At 61.5% G+C, this 18503-nt stretch carries 12 protein-coding genes; all 12 read right to left on the bottom strand.

All coding sequences use genetic code 11. From position 1 onward, the window contains the following. Complete coding sequence (gspG, locus tag GQ39_RS27030; protein WP_047536496.1) at positions 1 to 450, bottom strand: type II secretion system major pseudopilin GspG; 450 nt, start codon at positions 448 to 450, stop codon at positions 1 to 3. A gap of 2 nt (positions 451 to 452) precedes the next feature. Beyond that, complete coding sequence (gene gspF / locus GQ39_RS27025; protein ID WP_047536494.1) at positions 453 to 1661, bottom strand: type II secretion system inner membrane protein GspF; 1209 nt, start codon at positions 1659 to 1661, stop codon at positions 453 to 455. A 3-nt stretch (positions 1662 to 1664) separates the two neighbouring features. Then, positions 1665 to 3146, bottom strand: coding sequence for a type II secretion system ATPase GspE (gene gspE / locus GQ39_RS27020; RefSeq protein ID WP_047536492.1), 1482 nt, complete (start codon positions 3144 to 3146; stop codon positions 1665 to 1667). Further along, entirely contained in the window at positions 3143 to 5068 is a 1926-nt protein-coding gene (gene gspD, locus GQ39_RS27015) for a type II secretion system secretin GspD (protein ID WP_047536490.1), read from the bottom strand. Before gspD ends, gspE begins: the two co-directional genes overlap by 4 nt. An 8-nt stretch (positions 5069 to 5076) precedes the next feature. Further along, positions 5077 to 5607, bottom strand: a complete 531-nt coding sequence (locus GQ39_RS27010) for a type II secretion system protein N (protein ID WP_047536488.1) — start codon at positions 5605 to 5607, stop codon at positions 5077 to 5079. A 96-nt stretch (positions 5608 to 5703) separates the two neighbouring features. Then, a complete protein-coding gene (gene gbpA, locus GQ39_RS27005; protein ID WP_047536486.1) occupies positions 5704 to 7170 on the bottom strand; it encodes an N-acetylglucosamine-binding protein GbpA in 1467 nt (488 codons plus the stop codon). 295 nt (positions 7171 to 7465) lie between these two features. Continuing rightward, positions 7466 to 8533, bottom strand: a complete 1068-nt coding sequence (gene hemE, locus GQ39_RS27000; protein ID WP_047536484.1) for a uroporphyrinogen decarboxylase — start codon at positions 8531 to 8533, stop codon at positions 7466 to 7468. A gap of 248 nt (positions 8534 to 8781) precedes the next feature. Beyond that, on the bottom strand, positions 8782 to 10200 hold the full coding sequence (locus tag GQ39_RS26995) for an FAD-dependent oxidoreductase (protein WP_047536482.1): 1419 nt from the start codon (positions 10198 to 10200) through the stop codon (positions 8782 to 8784). A 126-nt stretch (positions 10201 to 10326) separates the two neighbouring features. Next, on the bottom strand, positions 10327 to 14772 hold the full coding sequence (gltB, locus tag GQ39_RS26990; protein WP_047536480.1) for a glutamate synthase large subunit: 4446 nt from the start codon (positions 14770 to 14772) through the stop codon (positions 10327 to 10329). Between the two features lie 349 nt (positions 14773 to 15121). After that, positions 15122 to 16720 carry an AAA family ATPase gene (locus tag GQ39_RS26985; protein ID WP_047536478.1) on the bottom strand — a complete coding sequence of 533 codons (1599 nt, stop codon included), beginning with the start codon at positions 16718 to 16720 and terminating at the stop codon, positions 15122 to 15124. A gap of 10 nt (positions 16721 to 16730) precedes the next feature. Then, positions 16731 to 17831: a 3-dehydroquinate synthase gene (gene aroB / locus GQ39_RS26980; RefSeq protein ID WP_047536476.1), complete on the bottom strand. Its 1101-nt coding sequence runs from the start codon at positions 17829 to 17831 to the stop codon at positions 16731 to 16733. A gap of 152 nt (positions 17832 to 17983) precedes the next feature. Next, positions 17984 to 18502, bottom strand: a complete 519-nt coding sequence (aroK, locus tag GQ39_RS26975; protein WP_047536474.1) for a shikimate kinase AroK — start codon at positions 18500 to 18502, stop codon at positions 17984 to 17986. Position 18503: the final 1 nt, after the last annotated feature.

The raw sequence follows: 18503 nt of genomic DNA, 5'->3' as shown, positions 1-18503 counted from the left end.
TCAACCACCCCAGTTGCCGATGTCTGCCCCATGCCCTTCGCCACCGACCACGCCGTCGGAACCCAGGGAGTACAAGTCATAGCCGCCATTGGCCGATTTCACGCCCGGGTTGAGGTACTGATAGGGCGTGCTCCACGGATCGACGGGCAGACTTTTCAAGTAGCCCTGAGGGTTCCAGTTTCGTGCCGCCGGCTGCCCGGACGGACGCTTGACCAAGGCCTCCAGGCCCTGCTGGGTCGAGGGGTACTGGAAGTTGTCGAGGCGATACATTTCCAGGGCCGTGGCAATGGCCTGGATATCGACTTTGGCGGCGGTGACTTTGGCCTGGTCGGGGCGGCTCATGAACTGCGGCACCACGATGGCCCCGAGAATGCCGATGATGACCACCACCACCATGATTTCGATCAGGGTAAAACCGCGCTGGGATGTTCTGCGATGTAGGACGTTCAAGGTCAATTCACCAATTGGTTGAGGCTGAGAATCGGGAGCAGGATGGCCAGCACAATGAGCAGCACGACGCCACCCATCAGCACGAGCATGGCCGGTTCGAACAGGCTCACCACCAGGGCGATGCGCGCGGCCAGGCTGCTTTCCTGTTGTTCGGCGGCGCGGGCCAGCATGCGGTCGAGTTCGCCGGCCCGTTCGCCACTGGCGATCATGTGCAGCATCATCGGCGGGATGTCGCCGCTCTGTTCCAGGCCACGGGTCAGAGTCCCGCCTTCGCGGACCGAGCGGGCCACGTCGGCCATGCGTGCGCGAATAGTCAGGTTGCCGATGACGGCGGCGGCGATTTCCAGGGCGTCGACCAGCGGCACCGCACTATTGCCGAGGATGGCCAGGGTGCTGGCGAACCGCGCGGCCTCCATCGCCCGCAGCACTTCGCCGATCACCGGCAGGTTCAGCATCAGGCGATGCCAGCGCAGCCGCCAGACTGGCTGACGCAGGCTCCAGCGCCAGACACCCACCACCATCGCGATCACGCCGAGCAACATCAGGCCATGGCTGCGCAGTCCGTCACTGGTACTGATCAGCGCTCGGGTCAGCCACGGCAGTGCCTGACCGCTGTCGACAAAGATCTTCACCACGTCCGGCACCACGTAACCGAGCAGAAAACCGACGATCACCACGCTGGCCAGCATCAGAATCGCCGGATAGACCAAGGCCATCTGGATCTTTTGCCGCGAGGCCTGACGCGCCTGGGTATAAGCCGCCAGTTGCTCCAGCACATGGCCCAAATGGCCGGAGCGCTCACCCGCAGCGACCGTGGCGCGGAACAGTTCGGGGAAGGCCTTGGGGAACCGGGCCAAGGCCGTGGCCAGCGCATGGCCCTCCATCACTCGGCTTCTGACGGCCGATATCAGGCTGGCAACCCGACGTTTGGCACTCTGTTTGGCCACTGCATCGAGGGCTTCCTCCAGTGGCAGACCGGCCTGGACCAAGGTGGACAGTTGCAGTGTCAGCAACGCCAGGTCGGCGGCACTCAAGCGGCCAGTGCCAAGGGACGACTTCATGCCCGCAGCGACCCGGATTTCACTCACGTCACGGAGCCACAAGCCGCGCTCGCGTAACAGCTGTCGAGCGTGCCGAGGGCTGTCAGCCTCAAGCCGTCCCTTGCAATGGCGGCCCTGGGCGTCGTCGGCGCGGTAGTCGAATGTCGGCATGCCTTAGTCCTCCCGAGTCACACGCAGCAACTCGTCGAGGCTGGTCAAGCCGTCGATCACCCGTTGCCGACCGTCCTGAAACAGGCTGTGCGATGCCTTGCTAGCCTCGCCGAGCAACGCCTGTTCGCTGCCCCCCTGATGAATCAGCGCAGAAATGGCCGGCGTCACACTGATCAATTCGTAGATGCCGATGCGCCCGCGATAACCGTGCTGGCACTGGTCACAGCCCATGGCCCGGAACAGCTGTAAAGGCGCCTTCGCGTTAAACCCCAGCCGCTGGCGCGTGGCTGCATCAGCGCTGTAAGGCGCCTTGCAATGTGGACACAGGGTGCGCAGCAGGCGTTGGGCCAGAATGCCCACCAGCGACGACGCCAGCAGATAGGCATCGACGCCCATGTCCACCAGCCGCGTGACCGCGCCGACCGCGCTGTTGGTGTGCAAGGTGGAGAGCACGAGATGCCCGGTGAGCGAGGCCTGCACGGCGATTTCCGCCGTCTCGCGATCACGGATTTCGCCGACCATCACCACGTCCGGGTCCTGACGCAGAATCGCCCGCAAACCGCGGGCAAAGGTCATGTCCACCTTCGGATTGACCGGCATCTGGCCGACACCCGGCAGGTGATATTCGATGGGGTCTTCGACGGTGAGGATATTGCGCGTCTGGTCGTTCAGGCTGCTCAACGCCGCGTACAGACTGGTGGTCTTGCCGGAGCCCGTCGGCCCGGTGACCAGCAGAATGCCGTGGGGTTTGCCGAGCAGTTCGCGCAGGTCCGCCAGGGTCCCGTCCGGCATGCCCAAGCGCTGCAATTCGAGGCGCCCGGCCTGTTTGTCGAGCAGGCGCAATACCACTCGTTCACCGTGCGCCGATGGCAGGGTCGAGACCCGCACATCCACTTCATGCCCGGCCAGGCGCAGGGCCATGCGGCCATCCTGGGGCACGCGCTTTTCAGCGATATCCAGCCGCGCCATGACCTTGATCCGCGACACCAGCAGCGTCGCCAGTTCACGCCGTGGCCGGAGCATTTCGCGCAATTGCCCATCGACGCGCATGCGCACCGACAGGTACTGCTCGAAGGTTTCCAGGTGCACATCCGAGGCCTGTTCGCGCACGGCTTCGCTGAGCAGCGCGTTGATCAGGCGAATGATCGGCGCATCGCCCTGCTGTTCCAGCAAGTCGGCGGTTTGCGGCACCTGATCCACCAGACTGAGCAAGTCCAGGTCCTCATCCAGCCCTTGAGCGACCTGTTCCGCCGCGCTCTGACCTTCGCGGTACGCCGCTGCCAGACGTGCGGCAAATACCGGCGCTGGCAACAGCCGCAGCGGCAGTTCCCGACCGCATATCCGCCGTGCTTCGGCCAGCGCGGTGAGCGACGTATCGGCGCGCAGCGCCAGCCCCCACTCGTCACCGTCACGCTCCAGCAAGACACCGAAACGCCGGGCAAACCCGAACGGCAGCGGCTCGCAGACATCGCTCACGGCGGTCATGGCGCACTCGTCGCTGGCTTGCGCAGATCGAACAGCGGCGCATCGGAACCCGGTTCGAACAACTGACGCGCATCGGCGGGCAGCAGCAACGAGTTGTTGCCCCGCGCCCCGCTCTGACTCAAGTCATGCAGCGCGTTGTAACGCTGCCGGCTGACCTCGACCAGGTCTTCCTTGCTGCGCAAGATGGTCGGCCGCAAGAACACCATCAGGTTGCTTTTGGTCTGGGTATCGCGGTTCCAGCGAAACAGCGCGCCGAGGTAGGGAATGTCGCGCAGCAGCGGCACACCGCTTTTCTGGGTGCGCACGCTGTCGCGGATCAGGCCGCCAATCACGATGATTTCGCCGTCGTCGGCGAGGATGGTGCTCTTGAGCGCTCGTTTGTTGGTGATCAGGTCCGAAGAGTCGATGCCCGATATCGAGGGCGCGATGTCCGAGACTTCCTGCTCGACCTCCAGGCGCAAGGTCGAGCCTTCATTGATGTACGGCTTGATCTTCAGGCTGATGCCCACGTCCTTGCGCTCGACCGTGGTGAACGGGTTATCCGCGCCGCTGCTGTTGGTGGCGTAGGAACCGGTTTTGAACGGCACGTTCTGGCCGACGATGATTTCCGCTTCCTGGTTGTCCAGCGTCAACAGGCTCGGCGTGGACAGCAGGTTGCTGCGGGTGTTGCTGGCCAGCGCCGAAATCAATGCGCCGAAACGGTCGCTTCCCAGACGCAACAGCGCACCTTCGGGCGCCGATTTTTTCTCGTCGAACGTCAGGCCGCCGACAATGGGAATGTCGGTGCCGGGGAAGTTGATGAAGCCTTTGGCGTCACCGGTGTTCAGGCCCCACTGCACACCCACGGCTTCGGCGATGTCGCCGGAAATTTCGACGATGGCCGCATGGATCAACACCTGCGCTCGCGGCTGATCCAACTGACGCACGATGCTTTCGATGGTCCTGACCTGCGCTGGCTCGGCGATCAGCACCAACGCGTTCTGGCTTTCATCGGCCTTGATCATGAATGTCGCACCGGAGGCCGTTTCCTTGCTGCCGCTCAGGGTCGGTGCAGCTTTGCGGCCCTGGCCCATGGTTTCCAGAATCTCCGCCAATTGCCTGGCATCGCTGTGGCGCAGGCGGATCACCCGGGCGTTGTCAGGCAACTCGGTGGCAGGGATGTCGAGACGACGGGCCAGGCCGGCCAAGCGTTGGCGGACGGCGGCCGGGCCAATGAGAATCAGACGATTGGTTCGGGTATCCGCCAGCACCTGGATTGGCGTATCGGCAGTCCGTTTGCCCAGAGAGGCCTCCATCACCGGAGCCACGTCGCTGGCCTGGGCATGACGCAGTTGAACCACCGCATGCAGGCTGTTCTTTCCGGCATCCAGTTGCCGCACCACTTGGGTAATTCGTTGCACATTGGCGGTCGTGTCCGTGATCACCAGCGCATTGGCCGACGCCGAAGGCCCGACATAGCCGTTGACCGACACCAAAGGCCGGACCAGACCGGCAATATCGTTGGCGCTGCTGGTGTTGAGCTCAATGACCCGGGTGACGAATTGCGAGGCCGTGGCATTTTGCGCCGAGCCGCTGGCGCGGGTCTTGGCGTCGGTCACAGGCGTGATCAGGATCCGGTCACCCTCGTCGATCACCGTGAAGTTGTGGGCATCCAACACGGCGTAAAACAGCCGGCGAACGCCCTCACGGTCGAGGGCCTGCCGGGACATCACCGTGATACGCCCGGAAACCCTGGGATCAAGCACCACGGTGGTGCCGAGAATGGAGGAGATCTCTTCGACGATGTCGCGCAGCTCGGCGTTGTTCATCGCCAACTGCCACTTTTCTTCCGCGGCCTGAAGTGCGCCGGGAAGAGGCACGATCGCCAGGACGACAATGAGAAACATGGAACGCAAGGCTTGCGCGCCAGTGAAGCTGTTCATGGGTTTGATCACTCTGACGGCCCGATAATCGGGCGTAGATAACGCGTAGAAATAACGGGAGGTCGTGCATCGACGGGGGATTCGACTGGGCGCAGGAAACGCGCGACAGGTGGTTGCAGCGTCAATCGCTCCTCTCGTCCCTTGTTCCACAACACCACTTGATTGGCCTCGACGCGGCGCAGAACACTGCCACCGGGCAGGCGCTCGCCCACTTGATACATGCGCGAGCCTTGGGCATCGGTCAGCAAGGCACGGGATAAACCGCTGCTGACGACAAAGCTCGCTTGCAAGGTCAGCGGTTCGGCACTGGCAAGCAGCGCGGTTTGTGTCGTCAGGCCAAGCACGGTGGCCACTGCCGTGGCATCGAGAGCGTCACGGAGGGTGGCGGGGGCAGCCGTTACAGTGGTCACTGTCAGGGGGGGCCGAACGAAGAATTCACGAAAGCGCCACTCCTGCCACGCCAGAAACACGCTGTAGCCCACCGGCAAAAGCAGCAGGCCAACGTTGCGCAGGCGTAAGCCGAAACGGGTAACCGTCATCAGTGAAAACGTCACGACTGGTTCACTTGATTATCCAACAGAAGAGTTCGCCTTCAGACGACCCTCAAGAGGTCGCCTGAAGTACTGCGGCGGGACTTAGAGCTTGTTCCACGCCATGTGCCAGTGCGCACCGACACCCGGCTCAAAGCCAGTGGCGGTCGGGCTGTATTGCTTGCAGTAGCCCGACTCCGGGAACGGCTTGCATTCAAAGACTTCGTTGGTCTTTGGCTGCAACACTTTGGTGCCGGCGGTGTAGTCGCTGATGCCTTCCGGGAACACGAAGTCATAGTCGGCACCGGCGCCATCACCGGTCAGTTGGGTGGCCTGGGTGTCCTGGCGAGTAGTGCGGCCATCCAGGGTGGTGCCCACCAGCGTCAGGGTGTGTTTGCCCGGGTTGCTGCGCACATCCAGAGTCAGCGATGTCGAGCCGCTGTCGACCTGTGCCGAGGTGGAACCGACCAGCTTGTTGTGCTCGTCGTGCAGGGTCGCTTCGACGTTCATCTTGCGGTTGGCAATCATGCTGAACTCGACCTTGGCCTGGCCTTTGTCCAGAACGTATTCCGGTTGCTGGGACGCCACCGCCATGCGCGCGGCAGCGTCTTCCCTCATGTCCAGCTGCACTTCGTAGCGGATTACACCGCTTTCTTTTTGCGCATACAGGCTGTTGTTGCCCTTGACCGGCTCAATGGTTCCGTTTTCATCGCGAACGCCTGCCCGGACCAGGGTGTGAGCCTTGTTGATGGCTTCGGCCAGCTTGAACGACCAATTGTTTGGCGAACCGTCTTCAGCGTTGTCGATGGAGATTTCAACGCTGTAGTTCGAGCTCTCGCCATTGGCGGAGAAGGCACGGGCCTTGACCTTGTCACCTACCAGCAAGGCGGTCGAAGGCGCGATGCCGCCCACGGAAGACCAGCCGCCCGGCAACTCAGGCTCGGCAATGACGTTCACGTCCGCCGCGTTGTAAAACGCCGCATCGGTATCACCGACGGTCCAGATCGCCAGAATCACGTGGTGACCGTTTTTGTCCGCGGGGATGTTGCAGTTGTGCTTGGCGCCGGACTCCGGCTTCTGATTGCCGCCGTCGATGGTGCAGAACGGCGTGCTTTCGAAGGTGGCGCGTTTCAGCGCTTCGTTCGGGTTCCAGTTGTTGCGGGTAATGAAGTATTCATGCTTGGTGGCCGGGTGCACAGCCGTGTAGCGCCATTGGAAATCGATGTTGCGGTCCTTGATTTCCGTCAGGTGCCAACGCGTGGCGGACTGAGCGTCCAGGGCGGAGAACAGCGAGTGACCACCACTCGGGATCTTGCCGTCGACCGGTCCTTGCAGAGGCGCACCACCCACGCCGGCCGGAAAGCCCTTGAAGGTTTCGCCGACGCTTTGTGGTTCGTATTGCGCGCCGCCACAGTTGGTGTTCAAGCCTTTCTGGCAAGCCAGTGCGCGCGAAGGCGGTACTTCCAGGTAGCCGTGAGCGGAAGCACTTTGGGATGCCAACATTGCCGATAACAGGATCATTGAGGAGGTGCAGGCAGCGAACGCACTTCCCTTATAAGACGTATTTTTCATCAAATGAATTCCAGACTACTTATCGAAGATCAAGACGCGCAGAACGGGCGCCGATGTTTGCGACATTGCTCAGCGAGGGGCTGCGCAAGGGTCCGAAACCTTACTTGGATAAATTCGTTTGCTATGTAGGGAAAATCTCTGCTTACCGCAGGATCAGTCTCTATGCGCCTACATCCGACAAGAAATGAAAAACTTCTTACAAGAAGCTCCCTCTCGACTAAACACGAAGTTGAAAGGCATAAAAAAAGCCTGTCCGGCACCAGGCCGAACAGGCTTCTGATCATTGCAGAATCCGTTACTCGTGATACTGCGCCGACAACTCATGCACCGCGCGCAGGAAGGCGCCAGCGTGTTCCGGATCGACTTCCGGCGTGATGCCGTGACCGAGGTTGAACACGTGACCACTGCCTTTGCCGTAGCTGGCGAGAATGCGCCCGACTTCGGTGCGAATCGCTTCTGGCTTGGCATAGAGCACGGTCGGGTCCATGTTGCCCTGCAGTGCGACTTTGCTGCCGACACGCTCACGGGCGTTGCCGATGTCACATGTCCAGTCCAGGCCCAGTGCATCAGCACCGGCGTCGGCGATGCTTTCCAGCCACAGGCCGCCGTTCTTGGTGAACAGGATCACCGGCACCTTGCGACCTTCGTGCTCGCGGATCAGGCCGCTGACGATTTTGCGCATGTAGGCCAGGGAGAACTCCTGATAAGCCGCCGCCGACAGGTTGCCGCCCCAGGTGTCGAAGATCTGCACCGCTTGCGCACCGGCCATGATCTGGCCGTTGAGGTAGCTGGTGACCGACTGCGCGAGCTTGTCCAGCAGCAGGTGCATGGCTTGCGGGTTGTCGTAGAGCATGGCTTTGGTCTTGCGGAAGTCTTTCGACGAGCCGCCTTCGACCATGTAGGTGGCCAGGGTCCACGGGCTGCCGGAGAAGCCGATCAGCGGCACTCGGCCGTTCAGTTCGCGGCGGATGGTGCTGACCGCGTCCATCACGTAGCCGAGGTCTTTCTGCGGATCGGGAATCGGTAAGGCTTCGATGTCGGCCAGGGTGCTGACGACTTTCTTGAAGCGTGGACCTTCGCCGGTTTCGAAGTACAGGCCTTGGCCCATGGCATCGGGAATGGTCAGGATGTCGGAAAAGAGGATCGCCGCATCCAGTTGTGGATAACGGTCGAGCGGCTGCATCGTGACTTCGCAAGCGAACGACGGGTTCATGCACAGGCTCATGAAATCGCCGGCCTTGGCTCGGCTGGCGCGGTATTCCGGCAGGTAGCGACCGGCCTGACGCATCATCCACACGGGAGTGACGTCTACGGGTTGCTTGAGCAGGGCGCGCAGGAAACGGTCGTTCTTCAGGGCAGTCATGTCGGCATCCGGAAAAAAAGTGCGGGCATTTTCTCAGAGCCGGGCGCAAAAGGCACGGATGCAGGTCAGCCTTTTGTCTATCGGGTCAATTTGTCGCGGTGAAATGCAGGTTTTGTAGCAGCACAAAACACTGTGGGAGCTGGCTTGCCGGCGATGCAGACACCTCGGTTTGTCAGGTAGACCGAGGTGCTGCTATCGCTGGCAAGCCAGCTCCCACAGGTATTGCGTTGCAGCCAGTTGGACGCGGATTAGACGCCCAGGTAATCCAGGATCCCTTCAGCCGCATTACGGCCTTCAAAGATCGCCGTCACCACCAGGTCGGAACCGCGGACCATATCGCCACCGGCGAAGATCTTCGGGTTGCTGGTCTGGTGCTTGTACTGACCCTGCTCAGGCGCGACAACGCGGCCCTGGCTGTCGGTCTGGATGCTGAACTGTTCGAACCACGGCGCCGGGCTCGGACGGAAACCGAAGGCGATGACCACGGCGTCGGCCGGGATGATCTCTTCGGAGCCCGGAATCGGCTCGGGGCTGCGACGGCCACGGGCGTCCGGTTCGCCGAGACGGGTCTCGACCACTTTCACGCCTTCGACCTTGTCCTCACCGACGATGGCAATCGGCTGACGGTTGTAGAGGAATTTCACGCCTTCTTCCTTGGCGTTCTTCACCTCTTTGCGCGAGCCCGGCATGTTCGCTTCGTCACGACGATAGGCACAGGTCACCGACTTGGCGCCCTGGCGGATCGACGTACGGTTGCAGTCCATCGCCGTGTCACCACCGCCCAGCACCACGACCTTCTTGCCTTTCATGTCGACGAAATCTTCCGGCGACTTTTCAAAGCCCAGGTTGCGGTTGACGTTGGCTATAAGGAAGTCCAGTGCGTCGTAAACGCCCGGCAGGTCCTCACCGGCAAAGCCGCCCTTCATGTAGGTGTAGGTGCCCATGCCCATGAAGACCGCATCGTATTCTTCGAGCAGTTGCTCCATGGTGATGTCCTTGCCCACCTCGGTGTTGAGGCGGAACTGGATACCCATGCCGGTGAAGACTTCGCGGCGATTGCTCAGCACGGTCTTTTCCAGCTTGAACTCAGGGATACCGAAGGTCAGCAGACCGCCGATTTCCGGGTTCTTGTCGAACACCACCGGGGTCACGCCACCGCGCACCAGCACGTCGGCACAACCCAGGCCCGCCGGGCCCGCACCGATGATCGCGACGCGCTTGCCGGTCGGTTTGACCTTGGACATGTCCGGGCGCCAGCCCATGGCGAACGCGGTGTCGGTGATGTACTTCTCTACCGAACCGATGGTGACCGCGCCGAAACCGTCGTTAAGGGTGCAGGCACCCTCGCACAGACGATCCTGCGGGCACACCCGGCCGCAGACTTCCGGCAGGGTGTTGGTCTGGTGCGACAGCTCGGCGGCCTGGAGGATGTTGCCCTCGGCCACCAGCTTGAGCCAGTTGGGAATGAAGTTGTGCACCGGGCACTTCCATTCGCAATACGGGTTACCGCAACCCAGGCAGCGGTGGGCCTGGTCGGCCGACTGCTGGGGTTTGAACGGTTCGTAGATTTCCACGAACTCTTTCTTGCGTTGACGCAACAGTTTCTTCTTCGGATCCTTGCGCCCGACCTCGATGAATTGGAAGTCGTTGCTGAGACGTTCGCCCATCTTCAAAACCTCTTACACGACAGCTTCAAGCTACAAGCTTCAAGCTGCAAGACAATCACGGTGGCAGGCACAACGCGCACTGCTGTTAACTTGCGGCTTGAAGCTTGCCGCTTGCTGCTGCGTCGTTTACTGCGGACTCGCACGAGTACTGGAAAGCAGAGATTTCAAGCTCGCCGCCTTAGGTTTGACCAGCCAGAAACGGCGCACGTAATCGTCGAGGTTTTCGGCGAGCTCACGACCCCACTCGCTGTCGGTTTCCTCGACGTACTCGTTCAGCACGCGCTGCAAGTGGCTACGGTAGGCTTCCATCGCCTCGCCGCTGATCCGCTGGATTTCCACCAGTTCGTGGTTGACCCGGTCAACGAAGGTGTTGTCCTGGTCGAGCACGTAGGCGAAACCACCGGTCATGCCTGAGCCGAAGTTGTAACCGGTCTTGCCCAGCACACAGACGAAACCACCGGTCATGTACTCGCAGCAGTGATCGCCGGTGCCTTCCACGACGGTGTGGGCACCGGAGTTACGCACGGCGAAACGCTCACCCGCGGTGCCGGCGGCGAACAGCTTGCCGCCCGTGGCGCCGTACAGGCAGGTGTTGCCGATGATGGCACTGTCCTGAGTCTTGTAGACGCTGCCCGTCGGCGGAACGATGACCAGCTTGCCACCGGTCATGCCCTTGCCGACGTAGTCGTTGGCATCGCCTTCCAGGTACATGTTCAGACCACCGGCGTTCCACACGCCGAAGCTCTGACCGGCAGTCCCTTTGAAACGGAACGTGATCGGCGCATTCGCCATGCCCTGGTTGCCGTGCTTGCGGGCGATTTCGCCGGAGATCCGCGCGCCGATGGAACGGTCGCAGTTGCAGATATCCAGGGCGAATTCGGCGCCGCTCAGGTCGTTGATCGCCGAGGTGGCCATGTCGACCATTTTCTCGGCCAGCAGGCCCTTGTCGAACGGCGGGTTACGGTCTACGCCGCAGAACTGTGGCTTGTCCGCCGGCACGTGATCGCTGCCCAGCAACGGGGTCAGGTCCAGGTGATGCTGCTTGGCGGTCTGCCCTTCGATGATTTCCAGCAGATCGGTACGGCCGATCAGCTCTTCGAGGGAGCGCACACCCAGCTTGGCCAGCCACTCGCGGGTTTCTTCGGCGACGTAGGTGAAGAAGTTCACCACCATGTCGACGGTGCCGATGTAGTGATCCTTGCGCAGCTTCTCGTTCTGGGTCGCAACGCCGGTAGCGCAGTTGTTCAAGTGGCAGATGCGCAGGTATTTGCAACCCAGGGCGATCATCGGCGCGGTGCCGAAGCCGAAGCTTTCAGCGCCGAGGATGGCGGCCTTGATCACGTCGAGGCCGGTTTTCAGGCCGCCGTCGGTTTGTACCCGGACTTTGCCGCGCAGGTCGTTGCCGCGCAGGGTCTGGTGGGTTTCGGCCAGGCCGAGTTCCCACGGGGCGCCCGCGTATTTGATCGAGGTCAGCGGCGATGCACCGGTCCCGCCGTCGTAGCCGGAGATGGTGATCAGGTCCGCGTAGGCCTTGGCCACGCCGGCAGCGATGGTGCCGACGCCCGCTTCTGCTACCAGCTTCACCGAGACCAGCGCTTTCGGGTTGACTTGTTTCAGGTCGAAAATCAGCTGCGACAAGTCTTCGATCGAGTAGATGTCGTGGTGCGGCGGTGGCGAAATCAGGGTCACGCCCGGTACTGCATAACGCAGCTTGGCGATCAGACCGTTGACCTTGCCGCCCGGCAGTTGACCGCCCTCGCCTGGCTTGGCGCCTTGGGCGACCTTGATCTGCAGCACTTCGGCATTGACCAGGTATTCCGGGGTCACGCCAAAACGGCCAGTGGCAACTTGCTTGATTTTCGAGCTACGGATGGTGCCGTAGCGCGCAGGGTCTTCGCCGCCTTCACCGGAGTTGGAACGCGCACCGAGGCGGTTCATGGCTTCGGCCAGGGCTTCGTGAGCTTCCGGCGACAGGGCGCCCAGGGAGATACCGGCGGAGTCAAAGCGCTTGAGCACCGATTCCAGCGGTTCGATCTCGCTGATGTCCAGCGGCGTGTCGAGGGTTTTGACTTTCAGCAGGTCGCGGATCATCGACACCGGGCGGTTGTCCACCAGCGATGTGTATTCCTTGAACTTGCTGTAGTCGCCCTGCTGCACAGCGGCTTGCAGGGTGTTGACCACGTCCGGGTTGTACGCGTGATATTCGCCACCGTGGACGAACTTCAGCAGGCCGCCTTGCTGGATCGGCTTACGCGGGCTCCAGGCTTCGGTGGCCAGGGCTTTCTGCTCGGCTTCGATGTCGACGAAACGCGCACCCTTGATGCGGCTTGGCACGCCACGGAAGCTCAGGTTGCAGACTTCCTCGGACAGGCCGATGGCTTCGAACAACTGCGCGCCACGGTAGGACGTGATGGTCGAGATACCCATCTTCGACAGGATCTTGAGCAGGCCTTTGGTGATGCCTTTACGGTAGTTCTTGAACACCTCGTAGAGGTCACCCAGCACTTCACCGGTACGGATCAGGTCACCCAGCACTTCATAAGCCAGGAACGGATAAACGGCAGAGGCACCGAAACCGATCAACACCGCGAAGTGATGCGGGTCACGCGCTGTCGCGGTTTCCACCAGGATGTTGGAGTCGCAACGCAGGCCTTTTTCGGTCAGGCGATGGTGCACCGCGCCGGTGGCCAGGGAAGCGTGGATCGGCAGTTTGCCCGGGGCGATGTGACGGTCACTCAGTACGACCTGGGTACGACCGGCGCGCACGGCTTCTTCAGCCTGATCGGCAACGTTGCGGATCGCCGCTTCGAGGCCGACGCTTTCGTCGTAGTTCAGGTCGATGATCGCGCGCTCGAAGCCCGGACGATCGAGGTTCATCAGCGAGCGCCACTTGGCCGGGGAAATGACCGGCGAGCTGAGGATCACGCGCGAGGCGTGCTCCGGCGACTCCTGGAAAATGTTGCGCTCGGCACCGAGGCAGATTTCCAGCGACATGACGATGGCTTCACGCAGCGGGTCGATCGGCGGGTTGGTCACCTGCGCGAACTGCTGGCGGAAATAGTCGTACGGCGTGCGCACGCGCTGGGACAGCACGGCCATCGGCGTATCGTCGCCCATGGAGCCCACGGCTTCGTAGCCCTGTTCGCCGAGCGGACGCAGCACCTGGTCGCGCTCTTCGAACGTGACCTGGTACATCTTCATGTATTGCTTGAGCTGGTCGACGTCGTAGAACGCCGAACCGTGGTCGTTGTCTTCCATGGTCGCCTGGATGCGCAGGGCGTTCTTGCGCAGCCATTGCTTGTACGGATGACGAGACTTCAGGCGGTTGTCGATGGCATCGGTGTCGAGGATCTGACCGGTTTCGGTGTCCACGGCAAAGATCTGGCCAGGGCCCACACGGCCCTTGGCGATCACGTCTTCAGGCTGGTAGTTCCAGACACCGATTTCCGAAGCCAGGGTGATGAAGCCGTTCTTGGTGGTGACCCAGCGCGCCGGACGCAGACCGTTACGGTCGAGCAGGCACACCGCGTAGCGACCATCGGTCATGACCACGCCGGCCGGGCCGTCCCACGGTTCCATGTGCATCGAGTTGTATTCGTAGAACGCACGCAGATCCGGGTCCATGGTCTCGACGTTCTGCCACGCAGGCGGAATGATCATCCGCACGCCACGGAACAGGTCGATGCCACCGGTGACCATAAGCTCGAGCATGTTGTCCATGCTGGAGGAGTCGGAACCGACGCGGTTGACCAGCGGGCCGAGCTCTTCCAGGTCCATCAAATCGTTGGTGAACTTGGTGCGACGGGCCACGGCCCAGTTGCGGTTGCCGGTAATGGTGTTGATCTCGCCGTTGTGCGCCAGGAAGCGGAACGGTTGAGCCAGCGGCCATTTCGGCAGGGTGTTGGTGGAGAAGCGCTGGTGGAACACGCAAATCGAGGTTTGCAGGCGCTCATCGCTCAGGTCTGGATAGAAGGCGGTCAAGTCCGCCGGCATCATCAGGCCTTTATAAATGATGGTCTTGTGGGAAAAGCTGCAGACGTAGTGATCGACGTCGGCGGCGTTGGCCACGGACGAGCGACGACGGGAAGTGAACAGCTTGACGGCCATGTCCTGGTCGCTCAGGCCTTCACCGCCGATGTACACCTGCTCGATCTGCGGCAGGCGCTCAAGGGCCAGGCGGCCGAGGACGCTGGTATCGATCGGTACTTTGCGCCAGCCGACCAACTGCAGGCCGGCGGCCAGGATCTCGCGGTTCATGTTCTCGCGAGCGGCTTCGGCTTTGACCGGGTCCTGGTTGAAGAAGACCATGCCCACGGCATATTGCTTGGGCAAGTCGACGCCGAACGTTTCCTGGGCGATGGCTCGCAGGAACACGTCCGGCTTTTGAATTAGCAGACCGCAACCGTCACCGGTCTTGCCGTCGGCATTAATCCCACCGCGGTGGGTCATGCAGGTCAGGGCCTCGATGGCCGTTTGCAAAAGGGTATGACTGGGCTCGCCCTGCATATGAGCTATCAGGCCGAAACCGCAGTTATCCTTGAATTCATCTGGTTGGTACAGACCTGCTTTCATAGACACTTTCTCACCAGGCTGCCTCTTGTCGAGGCAAATTTCTTTTTAATTCAACCACTTACCATCCACGCCGAACGTACGCCGGCTTTGCGGGGGCAAAAGGGAGGTCATTGTACACACCGTCACTGGGCCTCACAAATTTGACGACGAAATGTCGCAAATTCATGTCGCATTTGTGAAAGGTTTAAAGCGATCTGCTGTGCTAGTCAAAACTTTTTTAATTTTGACCGCAACGACTCAAAGACTACTGTGACGCAGACACCACAAGGCACGCAGCCCGAAGGGTTGCGCGCACTCGTAGAAATTTTGAGGTGCTTGGAGAGGCGGCCTGGGTAAGGCCGCCGAATCTTCAGCGAGTTGTTGCCAGTTCCTGTTGGACGCTGGCGACAGTGCGAGGCCAAGGTTTACCAGCCTGAACCTTCGCTGGCAAGGCCTTGATGGCGGAAACGGCTGCATCACGATTGGCGAAACTGCCGTAGGTAATCACATAGAGCGGCTTGCCGTTGAGGACTTTCTTGAAGTAGCGGTACTCGCCGCCCTGCTCCTTGACGAAGTTTTGCGCGGCCGCTTCAGAGCTGGTGCCGAGGATCTGCACCACGTAGTTGCCCGGAGCCTGACCGGCGTACCAGGTGCCGCCCGCGGCCTTGGCCACGGCGGCAGGTTTCTCGACTGGCTTCTCGACCGGCTTGGCCGCTGGTGCGGCTTTAGCCACGGGCGCGGGTGCAGGCTTGGCCGCTGGAACCGGCGCTGGCTTGGCGGTAGCGACTTGAGTCGGAGCAGGCGTCGGCTTGGCTGCGGGTGTCGGTGCAGGACCAGCAGGCACGCCCACAGGCGGCGCAGTCGTGGTCACGGTCGGCGGCGTGGCGCTGGAGCCTTCGACCGGCACGCCATCATCTCCCTCGGAAATGCCACCCGCAGCTTCGGCCAGCGGACCACGCATGACCGGTTGCGAATTACCGACCAACGGCAACGGCATCGGCTGCGTATTGCCGGCGAATTCGACAGACGGCGCACCACCGTTGGCTTGCGGTTTGCCCTGGCCAAGTGGCAGTTGCGCCTGTTCGTTGGCAGGCGCACCCGTGGTCGGCGCTTTGTTGCGACCCGGCATCAACCAGGCGGCGGCCACCGCGACCACGACGACGGCGGAAATCGCCAATACGTGTTTCTTCGGCATATTGAACCCCATACTTGGACGCTTGACCGCTGTGCGGCTGGCAATCATGGCTTCGATCATGGCATCGCGGGCGACCTGATTGATGTTGCCAGGCCAACCGTCGGAGCTTTCATGAATATCAGAGATCTGATCCGCGGTAAAAAGTTCGATACCCCGGCCAGCGCCTTCGAGGCGCTGGTCCAGGTATTCGCGAGTTTCCTCTACGGTATAAGGCTGCAGCTCGATGACGTGGAAACGCTCTTCCTCCAGGCTCAACTGCTCCAGCTGAGCGATCAGGGAGGACTCACCGAACAGGAACACGTGCGGACGGCCTTCCGGCGCGCCGGCGGCCAGGGCCATCAAGGCTTCGAGCGCGGACTCGTCGAGTTGCTCGGCGTCATCCACCAGCAGATAGACTTCCTGACCGGTCAGCGCCAGTTGCACCACCTGCGCCAGAATCGCGCCGACCTCGGCCTGGGCAACGTCCAGCGCCTGGGCAACCTGCCGGAGAATGCCAGCCGAATCGCCTGCGCCACGGGCGGAAACCACCACGCTTTGCACGGACTGTTTGTTGGTGCTGGCCACCAGGGCCTGACGCAACAGCGTCTTGCCGCTGCCTTGGGGCCCTGTAACGACCAACAGCAACTGGCTGTAACGCGCCAGGTGGTGCAGCTGTCCCAGCACCGGTTTGCGCTGGGCCGGGAAAAACTTGAAGCCAGGCACCCGTGGAGCAAAAGGGTCATGACTCAACTGGTAATGGCCGAGGAAAGCCTCGTCCGCATGCAAACTAGTCATCGCGATCTTATTAACCTTTAAGCTGAGCCAGGGCGCGGTAATCCGCTCCCAGCGTGGCCTGTAAAACCTCTTTCGGATAATCGTCGGTCACCACTGCCTCGCCCATTTGGCGCAGCAGCACCAGGCGCAAACGACCGTCGATCACTTTTTTATCAATTGCCATATGTTCGAGAAAATCGGCTTCCGTCATCTCCTCGGGCGGGATGACCGGCAGCCCGGCGCGCTGGAACAGACGAATGCCGCGATCACGGTCCTGTTCGCTGATCCAGCCCAGGCGGGCGGACATTTCCAGCGCCATTACGGTGCCAGCAGCGACGGCCTCACCATGAAGCCAGACACCATACCCCATGTGGGTTTCGATGGCGTGACCGAAGGTGTGGCCCAGGTTCAAGGTGGCACGAACACCGGTTTCCTTTTCGTCGGCGCCGACCACCGCTGCCTTGGCCGCGCAGGAGCGTTCGATGGCGTAGGTCAGGGCTTGCTGATCCAGATTACGCAGGCGATCGACGTTGTCTTCGAGCCAGGTCAGGAACGGCTCATCGCAGATCAGCCCGTATTTGATGACCTCAGCCAGACCGGCGGACAGTTCGCGGGCCGGCAGGGTATTAAGGGAGGCCGTGTCGATCAGCACCACATTCGGCTGATAGAAGGCACCCACCATGTTCTTGCCCAGCGGGTGGTTGATCCCGGTCTTGCCGCCCACCGAGGAGTCCACTTGCGACAGCAGTGTGGTCGGAACCTGAATGAAATCGACGCCGCGCTGATAGCAGGCGGCAGCAAAACCGGCCATGTCACCGATCACACCGCCACCCAGAGCGATCACCGTGGTACGGCGGTCGTGCCGTGCGGTCAGCAGGCCATCGAAGATCAGTTGCAGGGTTTCCCAGGTTTTGAAGGCTTCGCCGTCGGGCAACACGACGGAAATCACCGAGAACTGCGCGAGGCTGCGAGTCAGACGTTCAAGATAGAGCGGCGCGACCGTTTCATTGGAGATGATTGCCACTTGCCGTCCGCGAATATGCGGGGCCAGCAGCTCAGGCTGATCCAACAAACCTTCGCCAATATGAATCGGGTAGCTGCGCTCGCCTAGATCGACCTTGAGTGTCTGCATGTGTCCCCACAGTGAAGATGGAATCAGGCGTTCCGCCTTGAGTTAACGAATGTCCACGGCCTTTGCTGTTATTGACGCCGCCGGGTCGCCGTTCGCCACAACCTTGAGCGGTTGCGGCAGGACGCCGAGGATAGCGCATTTCGCGCCGCGCATTAACGGGGAGGCAGCTGCTGCAAGCGTTCCAGGATATCGAGCACGACCATGCGTGGCGGCCGCTCATCGGTTTCCACCACCAGATCAGCGATTTCCCGATACAGCGGATCGCGGATCGCCAGCAGATCCCGAAGGGTCTTGGCCGGATCGGCGGTGCGCAACAAGGGCCGATTGCGGTCGCGGGACGTACGGCCGACCTGCTGCTCGACAGAGGCATGCAGATAAACCACCCGCCCACCGGCGTGCAGGGCCCGACGATTGGCTTCGCGCATTACTGCACCGCCGCCGGTCGCCAGCACCACACCATCGTAATCGCACAGCTCGGCAATCATTGCCTCCTCGCGGTCACGAAAGCCCGGTTCGCCTTCTTTATCGAAGATCCATGGGATATTGGCGCCCGTGCGTAATTCAATTTCCTTATCGGAATCTTTGAATGGCAAGCGCAGCTCTTTGGCCAGCAACCGGCCGATGGTGCTTTTTCCAGCGCCCATCGGTCCTACAAGAATCAAATTTCGCACA

Origin of the sequence: Pseudomonas sp. 11/12A, assembly GCF_000800055.1 — a bacterium.
GTDB classification, from domain to species: Bacteria; Pseudomonadota; Gammaproteobacteria; order Pseudomonadales; family Pseudomonadaceae; genus Aquipseudomonas; species Aquipseudomonas mohnii.
This window is presented reverse-complemented; position numbering and strand designations above follow the sequence as displayed.